The sequence below is a fragment of the Croceibacter atlanticus HTCC2559 genome (assembly GCF_000196315.1).
Taxonomy (GTDB): domain Bacteria; phylum Bacteroidota; class Bacteroidia; order Flavobacteriales; family Flavobacteriaceae; genus Croceibacter; species Croceibacter atlanticus.
The window spans coordinates 2,808,762-2,825,244 of record NC_014230.1; the positions used below are offsets into that span (position 1 = coordinate 2,808,762).

A 16,483-nucleotide genomic window follows, 5' to 3' on the forward strand; every position below is an offset into this window, starting at 1 on the left:
ATTTTATTCGTTTTAGGTCCTTTTGGCTATTAAATTATTTTAAATAAAGACATAAAAAAAGCCAGGCTTATGTCTGACTTTTAGTTTGTTAAGCGTTTACCCTATGACTTTAAAAAATCAATAAGATATGTATTTAACTCATTAGCATGTGTAAGATTTAATCCATGCGGACCATCTTTTACAACTTTAAATGTATTATCCTTTATACCTTTTGCTGCTTGATTACCAGCAGTTTCAATAGGAACTATATTATCTGCATCACCGTGAACAATTAACGTAGGCACAGTTACATTTTTAAGTTCTGATCTAAAATCTGTATCTGCCCAAGCAATTGCTGCTTGTATGGTTGCTCTAGGAGACGCACTGCTTGCTATGTTAAAATCATAGCCTAAGTTTTGAATTTTCACAGTGTCTTTATTATCTTCATAGTTGTAGAAGTTTTTATGAAAATCATTCAAAAATGCTACACGGTTGCTTTGCAGAGCGTCTAAAATTCCTTGAATATCTTCTTCTGGAACACCATCTGGATTATCGTCTTTTTGCTTTACCAACGGAATGATAGAACTTATTAATGCTGCTTTCGCAATTTTATCTGAACCAAAGTCTGTAAGATATCTTACAACTTCTCCGCCACCCATTGAAAAACCTACAAGTACTGCATCTTTTAAATCTAATTGATTGATTAACTCAGCTAAGTCTGATGCTAGTGTTGAGTAATCATAACTGTCCCAAGGTGCAGATGATCTTCCGAAACCACGACGGTCATAAGATATACAACGGTAACCTTCTTCAATAATCTTCCAACGTTGTTGTTCCCAAGCTTTGCTACTTAGAGGCCAACCGTGGATTAATATTACAGGTTGTCCTTCGCCGTAATCTTCATAAAATATATCTACTGTTTCTTTTTCGCGTTTGTTTGTTATATATGGCATGTTTAAAAATTTTAGTTCGTTAATTATTGTTTAACATCTAATTTAAATGAATAAACAGCACGCCCCAAATATGTGTTTCACTTTAGTAAGGATTTAACGCTTAGTTATAACACATGTTAATGTGTAAATCTCTAACACGCACCACTTTCATTATATTTATTTAACTTACTCGTAAGACTTTTCTTTAAGATTTATTTTAAATTTATGTGTTAACTATTATTATTTTTAAAATGAAAAACGGCAGAGTAAAATTTTTTAACGATACCAAAGGTTTTGGATTTATTACAGATTCTGAAACTAGCGAAGAGTATTTTGTTCACGTTTCAGGTTTAATAGACCGTATTAGTGAAGGCGATCACGTGGCTTTTGATCTTAAAGACGGCAAAAAAGGGTTAAATGCTATAGATGTTCGTGTGGTTTAAAGACTCACCTCTTTTAATTAACAAAGCCCCTAACAGTTGTTAGGGGTTTTGTTTTATCACTTTATTGTTAATACTAACTATAAGTAATGGGCAACTTATATTACAATGTCACCCATAAATTATAATTCCTGATTTACACAATTTCAATTAGCTGCACAGCATTATAGACACCATTGTTAAGTGGGTACTGTGTGGCATTAATAGTTTGAAAGAATGCTACTTTTAAAAAATAGAAGTCATTACCTGTACCTCCAGGAGTATTTGGAAACGTAAATACTAATGAGGTTTCTATATTTTCAATTTGCAAATTCTCTACATTAGAGACAACCACATCACCTACTCCATCTTCAAAATTAAATTTGAGGTGTGCTGCGCTTATCTCTACGTGGGTTGCGCCTTGAGGAACACCCAGATGTTGTAAGGGATTGAACTCTGGAATTTGCACCTCAGATGTAGCGGTATCTAAACTATAGTTAGTTCTGAGGATGCTATTCAACTTTGCATTTTTATTGAAGTCAAAGAATTTTAATAGCTCTTTACCTTCTGTAGTCTGCAATCCGATGTTAACTTTACGCTCACCTCGAACAGATGTGGTGTCTAAGTTCTTAACCTTAGCCAATACTTGTGTTAATCTAGACGATTTATACCTGTCTTTAACATCGAACAGTAATGTAGCTATTGCTCTTCTAAACCATTTACCGCTTGTGGCCACATGCCCAAACTCTTGCCCGTTTTCACGTGTTCTTATGAATGCCGGATCGTTTGCGATTCTATTTTTAGAAACACCACTTTTGGTTTTCACTAAGTAACTCCCATCTGGTCCTTTGTAGAAGGTCATTCCATCTAACGTGCCTTCAATTTTTAATAACGATTTTAACTTTGCCATGTTTTTGTGTTTTATGAGACTTTTGTCTCTAATTATTAATCAACTCTAAAAGTTTGCCTTAGCCCTAGCCGTTTAAAAAGTGGTATACCTAATTCGTCCTTTTAAAACCGCCTAAGCATTTTTAGACTTACTTCTTGTTTACAAACTTAGGGGTATTTTTTAGTGCCATATTCGCTTATTATACTGACCGCTAAACTTTTATAATCTTCGTGCTATTTTAGGTTTTTACCATTTCTGTACGTTTTTAAACACTTGAGTTCGTTTTATTACAACTACACGCCTATGTCTTATATACAGTTCCCATACTTAAGGTATACTTGAGATAGGGTTGGGGATTAGGGAATAGGGATTAGTTGATTGTTGATTGGGGATAGTTGAGTGGTGATTGGGGATTTGGGAGTAGGGATTAGGGATTAGAGATTGTTGATTGTTGATTGTTGATTGTATTATTTATAAATGTAGAGTGTTGCTAGTTTTCAACAGTCTAGTTAATAACTAATTCTGTATTTTATTAATTATTAGTTGTTTATGAATATTAGACAATGTAATCTTCTATTTTTCATAAATCCCTGTAATTCTACGAGTTGTTGATTTTAAAGGAGATTTGTAGGTTTGGAAAAACAACTGATATGGCATCTAAATTGCGTTTAATTACCACCCACGATTTATGCTTATACAAGCACGTTAAATTACGAGCCGCTCAAAAAGAAATGGTTCGAATAAAAGATTTTCATAATAAATTAAAACATCAGCAGGTTACTAACCTTGATGCCGCAGATTATTATGGTATACCTCTCTCCCTTTTTGAATCTTCCTTAGATCACTAACCCTTTAGTATGGCAACAACAACTGACATTGCACTACGCATTATAGATGCTCGAGATTTGGCTGACTTGACCAAATCTAGCATGTCAACTGCCTATACGCTATTAAAATCGATAAGAAAGCATTATGGTAAAGAATCACATCAGCTTGTATTAAATACTGAAGCCGCTGCATATCTTGGAATTGAAGTTAGAGCGTTTGAGAGAATTTTAAATGGGGTGTGATTGGGGAGTGGTAAGTGGGGATTGGGGATTAGGGATTTGGGATTAGTTGGTTGTTGGTTGTTGGTTGGGGGTTGGGGATTTGGGATTGGGGATTTGGGATTAGTTGAAATATAAAATGTAAAACTCAAAATTTAAAATGTAAAAGAAGATTACATTAAGGATCTGAAATAAACAGTGTTTAGGTTGTGGGATATAGCTCTTCTATAAGGGATTTGATGATTTTGTAATTTTGTTGGCGTTCTTTACTATTTACTTTACTTAATGGTTGATTGATTTGAAAGATATTATCGTGTTCACGTTGGCTATTATACCACTCTAAAAATGGTGCAGGATCTGCCAAAATTTTATACTCCTCTCTTTCATTACTTCTCATATTTCTATAAATAAAGGTTAACATGGTTTGGTTGTAAATGCCTTTACTATAATATTTGAATAATTTATAGCCTTTATACCCTGAAAATATATGTTTTGGATATTGAAAATACTCTGGGCTGTCTTTAATTAAGTAGTCTCTCTCAGCAGGATCTAGTAATCGGTTGGCAAATTTTGTTATTTCTAAATACGGCATTGGAATGTAGCCTTCTTCCCACATAAACTGCCGTTTGCGCTTTTCCACTTCCATTAACAACCAATTTTTAATCAGTTTTTTATATACTACCAATTCCTTTGGGTACTCAATAAAAATAATTGGAGATGCCAACTCTTGAAGGTCAAGTGACTTATTAATGATCTCAATGACCTCTACACTATTAGGTATTTTATTTTGTAATAAACTTTCATAATACAGTTTATCGATGTCTATAAAAACCGTATAGAATGTTTTTTGATAGGTATCAATATTGATAAAATCGCTACCAATTTTAGGGGTAGCATAATTTTTAAAATCAATATTTGATTTTTTGTTTTTATAGGAATTGTTATAAAAGAAAAAGCTAATGTTTTTAATTTTAACATCACTCATTACCAAGAAATTAAAATAAGAGTATAATTGGTCACTCTTTTCTTTTAATAACTCGGCTTGCTTTTTTTCATCTTCATAAAATACATCCCAGAATTTAAAACTAGCGCCTTCATCATCTCTATAATATCGGAAATACTCTACATTTCTTCGTTGCATTACGCTGTCAAAAAGTTGCTGAACGATCTTATTATCTTCTAGCCCAAACCTCCCTATGTCTTTGTAATCTTTAAAGTATTTTTCGAAATCATTTTGTTTATATGCCTTATTTACAAATGCAATCATATAAAATGACCAGAATTCATTACTATTCTCCGGCAAGTATTTTAAGCGGTCCTCAAGAGTTGTTTCTTCAATGTATTTTATTTCCATCGTAAGCTAATTGCGTGTGTCTTAAAACGTACTATTAGTACTGAAGATACATTATTTCTATAAAACTCTAGGTTTTAGGTTTTCGCAACTACTTTAGAATATTATTTAGAAATAAGCGTTTAGATTGGGGATGGCTAGATTTTCTTAACACTAGAAATTTTATATCATTATAATTTACGCTATTTCTGTAATGGTTTTGCTGGATTCCCTATCACAGTGCTATAATCTGGGACATTTTTGGTTACTACAGCTCCTGCGCCAATAGTAACCCATTTACCAATATTTAAATTTGGTAGTATTACTGCACCTGCTCCCACGTGTGTACCTTCTCCTATTTTTACACCGCCAGTAACCGTTGCATTTGGCGAAATATGAGTATAATTTTCAATTACTACATCATGTTCTACTACAGCTGCTGTATTTATAATGCAATGCGTTCCGATAGTAGCATCTGCATTAATAACAGCATTGGGCATTATAACAGTTCCCTTACCTATAGACGTTAACTTAGATATAATGGCCGAGATATGACTAATTGCCTCTGCAACTTGCACTTGTTTATTTTCTACTATTTCTTTTCTGATTTTGTTATTTCCAATAGCAATAATTGCTGAATGTTTAGTAAGTAACTTAGTATTTACACTCCTTTTGATTTGCCAACCTAAAAGTTCAATTAACTTTTCGTTATCATCAAATATGTAACCTATAGTTTTATTATCTATAGATTTAATAATATCTATTATAACTTTTGCGTGACCGCTTGCGCCATAAATATTTAGTTTTTGATTTCCCATTGTCATCCCTTATTTTTATGTGTTTACATACCCTGGAAATACTCTTGAATATATTTCAATATTTTAAAATATATTGTATTTCAAAGCACCTCCAATACTATAGACATTTTTTTTATATGAATTATAATCGACACCAACTGATAAGGACATTAAAAACTTATTAGAAATTAGGTACGACCCATTTATATAAGAATATAAACTTTTTTGTTTAGGGTTAATTGGTGAACTATATGTGCCTAATCGTTCTAGAATAGATCCTTTAATTGTTATTTCTAATTTTCTAAAATCTAACTTAGCACCAATATGATGGGCTTTTACTCGATTATTTCCCGAGCCATTTTCTATTGTGTTAGGTGTTATAAATGGTATCCCAATTACTCTATTTTTATACCGCCACCCTGTTCTGTAAAAACTATTACTAAAGTAATTATCCCGACCACTTATTCCAGTTGAACCACTTTGATTTAGTGTATACACATACTCATATAATATTGATGATAACCAAGACGCTTTGTTCGTTAAATTAACACCCCAAATGCCATCAGGAAAATTTTTAAATGCAGACCCAGAACCATCTTCAAATAAATGTTGATGGTATAACTCTAATTTAGAATTTTTAAATTTATAGCTGTATTTGATATCATAAAGCCCTAAATGGTTTCCAAGGGCGTTTACTTTCTCTCCATCTATTGCATTTTCGTCTCCAGCTTTCTTTGCAAAAAATATATCTATAAAATCGGAAACCCCACTTGGTGCTTTTCCAAAAGCTTCAGTGTCTCCTGCCCATTGTACATAATGTTTAATTCCTAACTGTAATTGGCTTTTTTTATTAAATTTAATAAAAGCACCTAAACTTTTGTAATGAATTTTAGCACCTTTAGCATACCTATCATTACCAAGCTCATAATGACCTATCCCCCAATTTAAAGCTATAGCCTTCGTGATTTTTATTGGTGTGTTTGCTTTTAAAAGTAGCCCAGGAATTGCTCTAGTATTTCCTGACCATAATATATTACCGTTACTAGATGATAAGCCATTATACTTAATATTTGGATGTTTTGCACCTAATGTTGCATTAAGCCATCTGTTACTATAATTTATGTACAACTGATCTATTTGAAATTTACTCGCTGCTTGATTTACATATTGGACATTGGCACCACCTGAAAAATTATGTTTTGTAGCAGTATCATAGTTAAATTTATAATCGGTCGACACCAAAACATTAGTGCTATCACTTATTCTTCCTCTTTGGTTGTGCGTAAACCAATATGGCAATTCCTCTGTATTTGAATAAAAACTTTTGATTTGAGAGATTACTGCGTGCTCACCAGTTTGACCAAATGATTGTAGTGTACCGCACACGATACTTACTATTATTACTATACACTTATTATTAAAATTTTTGATATCCTCTATTTATTGTTTATCTAAACTTTTATACTCTTGTAGTAATGCCTTCCAAAACACCTTTCGTTCATATTTCTCTTGTATTAATTTTCTAGCGTTGACTCTTAATTTATTAAATAGTATTGGATTTTTAATTAGAACGATCATTGCATCTGCTAAAGCATCAGTGTTTTTTTTAGGAACTATAATTCCGTTTAAATTATCTGTAATGATTTCATTACAGCCATTTATATTAGTTACAATGCAAGGTAACCCCATGGCACTAGCTTGTAATACTACATTTGGAAAGCCTTCTCTATAACTTGGAAATGTTAGCATGTCGCTAATTGCAAACCATGGACGTACATCTTTTTGAAACCCTAAACTGATTATATGTTGATTACTCTTTATTATATTTAATGTTTGCTTGTGCAATGGGTCTAAATCAGACTCCAAAGGGCCTACTAATAATAATTTTATATTTTGATGATTTTGTTGAAGTTTATTAAAAGCGGTTATCAGTTCATTAATCCCTTTATCTGACACTAGACGACCGACAAAAATAAATACTTTATCAGTTTCTGATATTCCTAATTTTAGTTTGAGTTCGTTTTTAAACGTCTTTGTATAACGATCGGGGTCAAAATAAGTTGTATCAATACCATTTGAACTCCCATTACCAATTATTTTTAATTTTGAAGGTTTCGTGAAATTTTCTTTTAAAATAACATCCTGAAGTCCTTTAGAATTCGGATACACCTTTGTTGCACAAGCGTAAGTCAATTTTTCTACAACATTTAGAACTTTTCGTTTAATGCCAGTGGCTTCCATCAATGGTAACCCTGCAACAGTATGCAGCCTATGAGGCACTCTAGCTATATACGCTGCAAGCATTCCTACAATACCAGCTTTAGGTGTATGTGTGTGTACTATATATGGTTTGTTTTTTTTGAGAAATTTAATAAGTTTCCAAACCGCCAAAAGGTCTCTAACCGGCGTTATTTTTCTTGTAAGATTTATGGAGAACGTTTTCACATTTTGATTTTCACCATACTTCTTTAAACGGTTTTTATCTGAAGAAATAGCAGTTACCTCAAAATAATCTGACATAAAGTTAAGCTGATCCTCTAGTAGCTTTTCTAAGGATATAGGGACTGTAGTAATACGGATTAATTTATGCATTACTATACAGTTTTTTCGATTAAATCCTTTATATTATTTAATACAACTCTATGTTTACCGCTACTCTCAACATTTATACTATTGACATAATTAATATTAAATTCCATGTTATCACCAACTCTATCTCTCCAATTTTTTTTGAACAGTTTTTCTTCTTCGTTGTTATAAATACTCTTATCGATAATAATGTTAAAATTCAAACAGTTTATTTCATTTTGAATAATTTGATATGAAATAATGCCTTTAACATCTTTTATAGCGTTTGCTATATTTACAATATTTATTTTACCATTTTCTGGTGAATAAACATAGTCTGCTACTCTCCCATTAATTGACTTTACGATAGGATTGTTATTTCCGCAGCTGCAGATTAAATTTTGGTTTTTCAAGGTAATAGAATCACCTATATCATAACGTATTAGTGGCGTACCTTCTGTAGTAAAAGAAGTTACTACTAACCTTCCTGTGGTTGAAGGGTTATTACATTCGTCTAATACTTCGAATACACCGCTTTGTAATTCTAAATGTAAGTTACCATTTTTACATTCAAAAATGAATGGTGCTCCTTCGGAAGATGCATATTGATTATAAACAGCAGTATGGAAGAATTTTTCAATTAACTCTCTCATTTGTTTAGTCAAGTTTTCTGCAGTAGGAAAAACTGCTTTAACTGTATTATCAGGAAATAAGTAATTATTATCTAAACCATAACGTGCTATTTCTGCTATGGTTGATGGAAACCCAACAAGATATTTGGGTTTAAATTTTATTAAATTTTCTACATAATATTGTAAAAAATTATTTTTTAAATGGAATGTTGAATAATATTTCGTTTTATTAAAATAATCATATTTCCAAAACTTTTTTTCATTTACATCCTTTATAGTTAGAATTTTTTTACCTGAAAACCAAGCAGTCTTTTTTCCTAATTTATAACCAAATCTAGATCTAAAATCATCCAAAAGTGCAAATCGTTCTTGTAGGTTTACTTCTTTATAATGCACTTCCAAAGATTTTCCAGTTGTACCACCTGTTTTTGAACTAACTAGTTTTTTCCTTGACTTAATTGTGATATCATTAATATTAGTTCGAAATAGCTCTTTATCAATTATAGGCAAGCGTTGTATATTATCTAAATCTTGAGGATTTTCTATATCACTATAAAGTTTTCTATAAAATTCTGAGTTTGCTATAGCTTGTTCAATAAAATTTTTATAGCGAGATTTTTGAGATCTTAATAAATCTTCACGTGATAAGCTCCTATTCAATTTATATAAGTCTCTAAAGGCTTTATATTTCCCTCCATAACGTTTTTTGTAAGCTAAAATATTATAACCACTGACAAATAAATTCTGAATGAAGTGTGGTGAACAATCATATATTTTATCTAACATAATATGTCTTTTAATTGTGGGTATATTCTCTCTAAATTAAAATCTTTCGATCTATCATACGCCAATTTAGCATAGTAATCTCTCTCTGATTTATTATCATAAAAATATTCGATTGCTTTAGCTAATGCAATTGAATCATTAATATTAATTAATATTCCATATTTCGCTAAATAAAATTCTCCCTTCTTAATTACAATTGTTTCATTCTCGTTTAAAATTTCTAAAGGACCAGATTTACAATTTGTTGATATCACAGGTAAGCCTACAGACATAGCTTCGAGTAAAACATTAGGAAAGCCTTCTGAATTTGATGTTAAAATAAAACAATCTGATTTAAGTAAATAATCATCTACATTCTTAACCTTTCCAACAAAATTTATTTTAGAATCAAGATTTGATGTTTTAGATTTAAATTTTAGTTTTTCCATATCAACCCCATTACCAACAAAATAAAGTTTACAATTAAATTTTATATTCGCTAAAGCATTAATTAATAAAGATTGATTTTTTATAGCATATAATGACCCTACATTTATTAATGTATAATCACTTGGTGCCTCCGTACTATGTGAGGTTTTGAATGTTTTTTTAATAACTGGATTGTAAATTACATTCATCGGTAACTTTACTCCAAAATTTTCATTAAGATCTTTATTTATTTCATAAGAATTAGAAAATAACACATCAGCTTTATTATAAAGCTTTGGTATTAAAAATTTATAGAGTTTTAATCTATAAGATTTTGAACTATATGCGATAGAAGGATAACAGCGTTCGCTAATAATAACTTTTACATTTTTATTAAATAACTTAATAAGACCATTTAATAAATTAGGCCTTGTTAATAAGGATAATGATATTTCTATATTATTTTGTTGTAAAAAACGATTATATAAAAAAACTAATTTTGGAAATAAAAATATCTTACTAATTAAATTCAAGTTAGTATTAGAATTCAATACAACAACATTAACTTCCTTTGGAATTGTAAAGTGAATTATTTCATTAAATAAAACTAAATTAACCTGATAATCATTTATCAGGTTAGGTAATAATAAACTAACAAACTTCTCTGCTCCACCACTACCAAAGGTTATTAAAAGAATTGATACGTTTTTTTTAATAGCTTTAAATTTTATTTTTTAATAAATCTATTTTCATTTTGCTCAAGTAAGTGTTTTTTCTTAGAATTATAATCTAGTTGTTTTGACTTTAGATTGTATGGTAAAACTTTAATTTCAAATTCTTTGAGATTACCGATAACTTTAGCTGGATTCCCAGCGACTATGGAATTTTCTTTAACGCTTTTTGTTACAACAGAACCAGAGGCTATTATTACATTTGATTCAATAGTAACGCCAGGCATAATTAAGCAATTATTACCAACATAAATATTATTTTTAAGAGTTACTTTTCCAAAAAAATCTAGATCCGGGTATTTCTTTCTTAAGGGCCAAGCGCCACCGTGTGTAAAGATTTTTGTCCCATTAGTAATTTGAACATGATTTCCTATTTCAATAAGGTATGGTTCTGAACCAAATGATACATTTTGAATATTACAATTTGCACCTATTTTAACACCTAAAGATTTTGCATAATTCTCATGGCTTAAAATCTTTTTTTTTAAAAAGTTTATTATTTTAATCATAAATCTTCTTGTTTATAGTAACGTTTGAACCAAAGAGCTAAAATATATAATTTCCATATATTACTTGAATGATCAATTTTATTTTGATAAAATTGATTTAATTGATGTTTAAAAAGTTTTACATTTAAATTTGGAACCCTTAAAAGAAATTCATCATTTAGTTCTTTGAGAACATTTTCCTTGAGATCACCTTGAAGCCAATTAAAAAGGGGAATACCAAAACCTTTTTTAGGTAAATCAAATAAATGTTTTGGTAAGTATTCGCTTAGTATGTCTTTTAATATTTTCTTTTTATTCCCTTTATAATATCTATAACCAACAGGCAAGGACCTTGCAAATTCAATAACTCTATAATCTAAAAAAGGGCTTCTCACTTCCATAGAGTAAGCCATGCTGGCCCTGTCAACTTTTACATTACTGTCATTTTCAAGCCAAAGTTTTATATTTAAATCGGCCATTTTTTGATAAGGGTTATTGGATTTTAATTTATAGTTTTCATAATGACTAAACCATTTAGTTTTTAAATCTTTTTTTTGTAAAGTTTTAAAACTTATAAAAATGTTTTCCGTAAAACCATCAGTACTAGATTTAAAAAGTGATTTTAATCTAGCTTTATTATATCTAAATATATAATCTAAAGGAAGTCGAGCCATCGCAGCCCTACACCATTTGGGTAATTTATTTACTTGTATTTTATTTGATAGGTAATCAAAATTTCTATACCCCATGAAGCTTTCATCTCCACCATCTCCAGAAAGTGCAACTGTTACATCTTCTTTAGTGTTTTTACACAATAAAAGTGACGGCAATGCAGAACTATCTGCAAAAGGCTCATCATACACTTCAATTAATTTAGGTATTAAATCCAACAAGTCATTAGTAACCAAATGTTTGACTTTATGTTTTGTTTTTAAAGCCTTTGCAAATGCAGTAGAAGTACTACTTTCGTCAAATCTCTTTTCATTAAATCCAATTGTATAAGAACTAACTTTTCTCTCTGAAATACTTGCTGCAATACTAGTGACTAATGCTGAATCAATACCACCAGATAAAAAAGTTCCTAAAGGTACATCTGATTGCATTCTAATTCTAGTTGCATCAACAAGCAATTCATGCAATTTATTTTTTGCGTCATTATAGGATATTTTTAAAGTCTCAGTTTTTTTTATATCCCAATATTTATCTATAAGTATTGCCTTTTTTGTTAAATCTATAATCATTTTACTCCCAGGTTCTAATTTAAAAATATTTTCAAATATTGAAAAAGGAGATGGAACGTATCCACAATCTAGGTAAACCGAAATAGCAATTTCAGAAAGTTTATTATTAGAATCTAACAGAGGTTGAATTTGACTGCATATTTCAAATTTATTATCCAAATATTTATAATAAAATGGTTTTACACCTAACCTATCTCTGGCGCAAAAAATAGTATCTTTTATACTATCATATATAACGAAGGCAAACATACCATTTAGTTTATCTAAAACTCTCTCACCCCATTCATAGTAACCAATTAATAATACTTCAGTATCACTTTCAGTGTAAAAAGTATAACCAATATTTGCTAGTTCTTTTTTTAAATCATTAAAATTATAAATTTCTCCATTGTATGAAATTGATAAATTTTTATAACTAAATGGTTGATTCGATCTAGAATCTAAATCTAATATTGAAAGTCTTAAATGAGCAAGTTTAACTTTATTGAAAGTTTTCATCTCATAATTATCTGGCCCTCTAAATTCAATTGACTTTAATTTGGCTTGAATTTCAGAATTTTTGAAATTCATATTTGTAGCGTATATACCGCACATATTATTGAAATAAAAAATTAAGATATTGTTGGCTTATAATATTGATGCTAAAATCTTTAGATCTTTTTTTAATGTCTGGATGTTTTTTTCTACTCAATGATTTCTCTATAGCTTTAGCTAAAATTTGAGGTTTATTTAGTGGTACCAATTCACCAAATTTTCCATTACACAGGATTTCTCTTGGTCCTCCTAAGCAATTAGTTACAACAACTGGCACACCAGCAGCCATTGCTTCTATTATAACGTTCCCAAAACCTTCTTGAGTAGACGTTGATATAAATAAATTAGATACTTTTAAATATGATTCTGGGTTATCAACAAATCCAAGCAAACTAACGTTCTTATTTAAATTCAATAAATTAATTTGATTAACTAATGATTCTTTTTCTTCACCGTCACCTAATAATATTAAATGGGTATTATTTAAGTTTTTTAAATGTACTAAAGAGCTAATTAAGTATTGAAAGTTTTTATATTTATCTAATCTCCCTATAGCAATTAATAAATTATTAGTGGTTTTGATTCCTAGTTGTTTTCTTATCGATTCATCTGGAATAACTTTATTTATTTTATTAATATTAACCATATTATAAATCACTTTAATTTTTTTTGATTTGACATTAAAATTATTCTCTAAATCTGTTTTTACATCAGTAGATATAGCTACAATTTTTTTAGGATATTTATAAAATAACTTTATTAATATTTTCATTAAAAAAGAATATCGTGATTGTATTATATTCAATGATGTAATCGCTCTTTCACTTATAATAATATTAATTTTATTATAGGATAAAATACATGATACTATAGCTATAATATTTACATAATTCATAGCGGTAAGTAAAGCATCAGGCTTATTATTATTTAAATATTTTGTTAGAGGAAAAATTGTATTCAAAATCCTCTTTTTTCTTAAGTCAACTATATTAACTTGACTTGACAATAATTTTTTGTAAGGCCCAGAATTGTTTATTACTATATAATCAACAGTATAGTTTTTGCCGACAAAATTATTGGCTAGATAAACCATCATTTTCTCAACACCACCTCCTAGAAATGAAGGTACAAAAATTGCAATGTGTTTACTGTTTTTCATTATTTATAACGTTTTGTATTGATATAAAACTAAACATAAAAATCATCAAAAATCTATTATCATAAATTCTTTGGGCATTAGCAATTAACATAAAACAAAATAAGCTTATAATTAATATTACCTTTAATTGGATATTATAAATCTTTAAAGTAGACCAGAATATTGTTAAGATTGCATAAAGGAAAAAGCCAAAACCTAAAATACCCGTTCCAGCTAAAATTTCTACAAAATTATTATGTGTATAAGTTCCAAGGTAAGCTCTTGTATTCTCTAAACCAATACCTATTATTGGATTTTCATAAAATATTGACAACCCCTTACTAATTAAGTAGCTTCTATATCCAGTCATGTATTCAGAATCAATATAACCTATTTCAGAACTACCTCCAAAAAGCACAGATAATCTAGAAGTTATTCTTAAAACTGAATAGTTATTTAAATACTCAGTATCTTTTAAAAAGTAAATACATACTATTATAAATAGTACTGTAAAAAAACTATTTAAGAATATTTTTTTTAAACTTATGGAAGATTTTAAAACGTAAAATGAAAGGATTAAAATCGTAGAAACTACAATGGATTTAATTGAAGCAGTAAAAAAAATAGAAACATAAAAATATAACGTAAATACTATGGAAATTAAATGAGATTTAATTAATTGATCTCTTAATAAATTAACAACTAAACCAATGAATAAGATTACTGCTGAAGAATTTTTACCAAAGGAGTCTGACTCAATAAAATTAAATGTAAAACCATCAAATGATATAAAATAAAGTATAGATGCAAATACTACACATGTATAAAAGATACTATTTAAAAAATCAAAAAGTTCACTTTTAGTTTTTAATCGTAAGGCAACAAAATAACATGCTAATATTATAGAAATTATATTTAATGCATTTTTAACTGGATATAAAGGATCTATTGAAATTATACCACTAAATATAACTATACTTAGAAAAAATAATAATGCTATTAGGAAATTTTTCTCAAGCCTAAATACTTTTAACGATTTTGGAATTCTATATAGTAAAAAAGGGCCTAATAGTATAACTAACCAATTTAAAGAAGCATTTAAGTATCCAATAGGAATTAACAAAAAATATAAAGTATATTTAATTACATTCCATTTTATTGTTAAGTTTATAAAGCCCATTATTGGTTTGTTTCTAATAAGAGCTTAATTAATTTTAGATGCCCAATAATTCTATATTCCGCTTTATAAAAGTTATTTTCTTCAAATATTTCTTTATTGATTCCACTTATAGTTTTTTTATTTATTTCATTTAATTTATTAAAGTTATCTTCCTGTACGTATTCCATAATCTTATTAAAAGCTAAAATTAAATCATTATTTGATTGTATAGAATATACATTTTTAATGTTACGATAAGAAGCCACACCAAATGTTAAAACTGGTTTGTTTCTAATAAGAGCCTGTACACCTACAGTACCTGTAATGGTTGCTATTCCTTGTGAATTATCAATTAACTTAAAGGTGTCAAAACTTAAATTAATTAATTCAACATTGTGCAAAGAATTAATGTCTTTATATAGTTTTGAATTTCTATACCTAAAATCTAAATGGTTTGTATATATAGAAGGATGCTCTTTTACAAGCAACCTCCATCCCTTCGGTAAAGTGTTTGAAATCATTCTAATTATTAACCATTGATTAGAAAAGGCCAAACCTTCTGGCATTGATGTTCTTTCCGGTTGAAAATGTAGAAAGAAAATAATATATTTCTTACTTAAACTTGGGGCAATAGATAGCTTACTATAAAGTCTATATAAATTGTATTTAGTGGGTAAATAAATCAGAAATTTTGGGTTTTTTATAACCTTATGTAATTCTTTACTCCAAGACCAAAATTTTCCTTTAGACTGATCTAAACGTTTTTTCTCATATTCTGGTAAAGCATTATTATAATCTGCTTGATTTAATTTTATATAGGTTTTTGAAAGGTAAGTATCAAACTCATTAACAGGAAATGTTTTTGGAAATACAGGTTTTTGAATATCAAGACCCTCAACAATCCAATAGCGCCATGGCAGTGGAGAAGTTTGAATCATTCTAACGGGGATTCCTAGGTATTCTGCCACCTTTGACAAAACCCAGTTGGGTAAATTGTGAGGAGTTGCCTGAAATAAGATATAATCTATTTTATTTTCTTGAAAGTAAAATAAACTATTGTACACAATTTTTTCAATTGTTGAGGTGATTGAAAATAAACTGTTCCAAGCTATAATTTTGTTAACGCGCTCTGCAATTAAAAGTGTACGATGATCATTTAGGACATCGTTTAGTATATCGGTATATTTTGATAAATATTCTTTTTTTAATTTTTGATTTTGAAAAATAAGTTTAAAATCTTCATAATATAAAATTTTAGAATATATATTTGATTTTAATACTTTGCTTTCAGAACCCTTATTCGTTAATAATGTTAAATTATTTTTCTCTGAAAACCTATCAAAAATATCACTTAGTTGATTTGAGGGTAACATTCCCGGATCTAACAAAACATGCTTCATACAATT

General features: G+C 29.1%; 16 protein-coding genes. 3 read left to right on the forward strand and 13 right to left on the reverse strand.

Annotation, left to right across the window (positions count from 1 at the left end; all coding sequences use genetic code 11):
• Window positions 1–101: 101 nt before the first annotated feature.
• Window positions 102–932: an alpha/beta fold hydrolase gene (locus CA2559_RS12785; RefSeq protein ID WP_013188331.1), complete on the reverse strand. Its 831-nt coding sequence runs from the start codon at window positions 930–932 to the stop codon at window positions 102–104.
• A gap of 230 nt (window positions 933–1,162) precedes the next feature.
• Here CA2559_RS12785 and CA2559_RS12790 point away from each other — a divergent pair, with 230 nt between their 5' ends.
• Entirely contained in the window at window positions 1,163–1,354 is a 192-nt protein-coding gene (locus CA2559_RS12790) for a cold-shock protein (protein ID WP_013188332.1), read from the forward strand.
• Between the two features lie 133 nt (window positions 1,355–1,487).
• Here CA2559_RS12790 and CA2559_RS12795 read toward each other — a convergent pair whose 3' ends face one another.
• Complete coding sequence (locus CA2559_RS12795; RefSeq protein WP_013188333.1) at window positions 1,488–2,240, reverse strand: hypothetical protein; 753 nt, start codon at window positions 2,238–2,240, stop codon at window positions 1,488–1,490.
• A 629-nt stretch (window positions 2,241–2,869) separates the two neighbouring features.
• Between CA2559_RS12795 and CA2559_RS12800 the strand changes: the two genes are divergently transcribed.
• Complete coding sequence (locus CA2559_RS12800) at window positions 2,870–3,067, forward strand: hypothetical protein (RefSeq protein WP_041241032.1); 198 nt, start codon at window positions 2,870–2,872, stop codon at window positions 3,065–3,067.
• A 9-nt stretch (window positions 3,068–3,076) separates the two neighbouring features.
• Window positions 3,077–3,289, forward strand: a complete 213-nt coding sequence (locus CA2559_RS12805; protein ID WP_013188335.1) for a hypothetical protein — start codon at window positions 3,077–3,079, stop codon at window positions 3,287–3,289.
• Window positions 3,290–3,467: 178 nt separating this feature from the next.
• On the opposite strand, the gene CA2559_RS12810 is transcribed toward CA2559_RS12805, so the two are convergent.
• The 11 genes from CA2559_RS12810 to CA2559_RS12860 form a co-directional block, all read right to left on the reverse strand.
• On the reverse strand, window positions 3,468–4,619 hold the full coding sequence (locus CA2559_RS12810; RefSeq protein ID WP_013188337.1) for a hypothetical protein: 1,152 nt from the start codon (window positions 4,617–4,619) through the stop codon (window positions 3,468–3,470).
• A gap of 179 nt (window positions 4,620–4,798) precedes the next feature.
• Window positions 4,799–5,413, reverse strand: a complete 615-nt coding sequence (locus CA2559_RS12815; RefSeq protein WP_013188338.1) for an acetyltransferase — start codon at window positions 5,411–5,413, stop codon at window positions 4,799–4,801.
• Window positions 5,414–5,476: 63 nt separating this feature from the next.
• Window positions 5,477–6,778, reverse strand: coding sequence for a capsule assembly Wzi family protein (locus tag CA2559_RS12820; RefSeq protein ID WP_013188339.1), 1,302 nt, complete (start codon window positions 6,776–6,778; stop codon window positions 5,477–5,479).
• Window positions 6,779–6,832: 54 nt separating this feature from the next.
• Entirely contained in the window at window positions 6,833–7,984 is a 1,152-nt protein-coding gene (locus CA2559_RS12825; protein ID WP_013188340.1) for a glycosyltransferase family 4 protein, read from the reverse strand.
• Window positions 7,985–7,986: 2 nt separating this feature from the next.
• A complete protein-coding gene (locus CA2559_RS12830) occupies window positions 7,987–9,378 on the reverse strand; it encodes a phenylacetate--CoA ligase family protein (RefSeq protein WP_013188341.1) in 1,392 nt (463 codons plus the stop codon).
• Entirely contained in the window at window positions 9,372–10,337 is a 966-nt protein-coding gene (locus tag CA2559_RS12835) for a glycosyltransferase (RefSeq protein WP_013188342.1), read from the reverse strand. The genes CA2559_RS12830 and CA2559_RS12835 overlap by 7 nt, the downstream gene beginning before the upstream one ends.
• A 176-nt stretch (window positions 10,338–10,513) precedes the next feature.
• Window positions 10,514–11,026 carry an acyltransferase gene (locus CA2559_RS12840; protein WP_013188343.1) on the reverse strand — a complete coding sequence of 171 codons (513 nt, stop codon included), beginning with the start codon at window positions 11,024–11,026 and terminating at the stop codon, window positions 10,514–10,516.
• A complete protein-coding gene (asnB, locus tag CA2559_RS12845) occupies window positions 11,023–12,816 on the reverse strand; it encodes an asparagine synthase (glutamine-hydrolyzing) (protein ID WP_013188344.1) in 1,794 nt (597 codons plus the stop codon). The genes CA2559_RS12840 and asnB overlap by 4 nt, the downstream gene beginning before the upstream one ends.
• Before the next feature lie 25 nt (window positions 12,817–12,841).
• Window positions 12,842–13,939, reverse strand: coding sequence for a glycosyltransferase (locus CA2559_RS12850; protein WP_013188345.1), 1,098 nt, complete (start codon window positions 13,937–13,939; stop codon window positions 12,842–12,844).
• Window positions 13,926–15,098: an O-antigen ligase family protein gene (locus CA2559_RS12855; RefSeq protein WP_013188346.1), complete on the reverse strand. Its 1,173-nt coding sequence runs from the start codon at window positions 15,096–15,098 to the stop codon at window positions 13,926–13,928. Before CA2559_RS12855 ends, CA2559_RS12850 begins: the two co-directional genes overlap by 14 nt.
• Window positions 15,098–16,477, reverse strand: coding sequence for a capsular polysaccharide export protein, LipB/KpsS family (locus tag CA2559_RS12860; protein ID WP_013188347.1), 1,380 nt, complete (start codon window positions 16,475–16,477; stop codon window positions 15,098–15,100). Before CA2559_RS12860 ends, CA2559_RS12855 begins: the two co-directional genes overlap by 1 nt.
• Window positions 16,478–16,483: the final 6 nt, after the last annotated feature.

What these genes read in the sequence shown, in the direction of transcription:
- CA2559_RS12810 (WP_013188337.1), bottom strand. Translation starts at nt 4,619, where the DNA reads ATGGAAATAAAATACATTGAAGAAACAACTCTTGAGGACCGCTTAAAA.
- CA2559_RS12785 (WP_013188331.1), bottom strand. Translation starts at nt 932, where the DNA reads ATGCCATATATAACAAACAAACGCGAAAAAGAAACAGTAGATATATTT.
- CA2559_RS12805 (WP_013188335.1), top strand. Translation starts at nt 3,077, where the DNA reads ATGGCAACAACAACTGACATTGCACTACGCATTATAGATGCTCGAGAT.
- CA2559_RS12790 (WP_013188332.1), top strand. Translation starts at nt 1,163, where the DNA reads ATGAAAAACGGCAGAGTAAAATTTTTTAACGATACCAAAGGTTTTGGA.
- asnB (WP_013188344.1), bottom strand. Translation starts at nt 12,816, where the DNA reads ATGAATTTCAAAAATTCTGAAATTCAAGCCAAATTAAAGTCAATTGAA.
- CA2559_RS12800 (WP_041241032.1), top strand. Translation starts at nt 2,870, where the DNA reads ATGGCATCTAAATTGCGTTTAATTACCACCCACGATTTATGCTTATAC.
- CA2559_RS12795 (WP_013188333.1), bottom strand. Translation starts at nt 2,240, where the DNA reads ATGGCAAAGTTAAAATCGTTATTAAAAATTGAAGGCACGTTAGATGGA.
- CA2559_RS12850 (WP_013188345.1), bottom strand. Translation starts at nt 13,939, where the DNA reads ATGAAAAACAGTAAACACATTGCAATTTTTGTACCTTCATTTCTAGGA.
- CA2559_RS12815 (WP_013188338.1), bottom strand. Translation starts at nt 5,413, where the DNA reads ATGGGAAATCAAAAACTAAATATTTATGGCGCAAGCGGTCACGCAAAA.
- CA2559_RS12830 (WP_013188341.1), bottom strand. Translation starts at nt 9,378, where the DNA reads ATGTTAGATAAAATATATGATTGTTCACCACACTTCATTCAGAATTTA.
- CA2559_RS12860 (WP_013188347.1), bottom strand. Translation starts at nt 16,477, where the DNA reads ATGAAGCATGTTTTGTTAGATCCGGGAATGTTACCCTCAAATCAACTA.
- CA2559_RS12825 (WP_013188340.1), bottom strand. Translation starts at nt 7,984, where the DNA reads ATGCATAAATTAATCCGTATTACTACAGTCCCTATATCCTTAGAAAAG.
- CA2559_RS12855 (WP_013188346.1), bottom strand. Translation starts at nt 15,098, where the DNA reads ATGGGCTTTATAAACTTAACAATAAAATGGAATGTAATTAAATATACT.
- CA2559_RS12840 (WP_013188343.1), bottom strand. Translation starts at nt 11,026, where the DNA reads ATGATTAAAATAATAAACTTTTTAAAAAAAAAGATTTTAAGCCATGAG.